This window comes from Parafrankia sp. Ea1.12, assembly GCF_900465275.1.
GTDB lineage: Bacteria > Actinomycetota > Actinomycetes > Frankiales > Frankiaceae > Parafrankia > Parafrankia soli.
The window spans coordinates 1-452 of the sequence record NZ_UBIZ01000302.1 but is presented as its reverse complement, the minus strand read 5'-3'; the positions used below and the strand labels follow the sequence as shown (position 1 = coordinate 452).

Sequence of the window (452 nt, the reverse complement as noted above, 5' to 3'; positions counted from 1 at the left end):
CCACTGCACCGTGCCGTGGAAGTCATCGACCATCAGGAAGCCGCCGCGCAGCAGGTATTCGCGCAGCTGCGCGGCCTCCTCGTCGGACAGCGCCCAGCGCCCCACCTCGACGCCATAGATCCACGGATGATCGAAGATCTCGGGATCGGTGGCCTGTACGTACGTGCCTTCGTCGTGGGCATCGACGCGGCTGAGGCGCTTCAGGCCCTGCAGGAAGTGATACTCGGCATCCGGCATGTCGGTGGTCCAGCCGCCCAGGCCACGGCGTCCGAAGCCGAAACCCATGTCGGCGTCGTCGTACTGCAGCCGCGTGAACTGGAATTCAGGCGTGGCCGCCCGCGACCGCACCGTGGCCGGCGCGCTGCTGCCGGAGACGAGCACGGAGACCGCCGCCAGGGCTCCGGCAAGCGCGATCGTCAACGGTAATCGAAGGCGCGCTCTCACACGAAACC

1 protein-coding gene is annotated in these 452 nt (G+C 67.7%); it reads right to left on the bottom strand.

Translation table 11 applies throughout. The features are described from left to right. Positions 1–420 (bottom strand): DUF4159 domain-containing protein (locus FMEAI12_RS15735; protein ID WP_160144280.1); only part of this gene is annotated, 420 nt, incomplete at its 3' end. Positions 421–452: the final 32 nt, after the last annotated feature.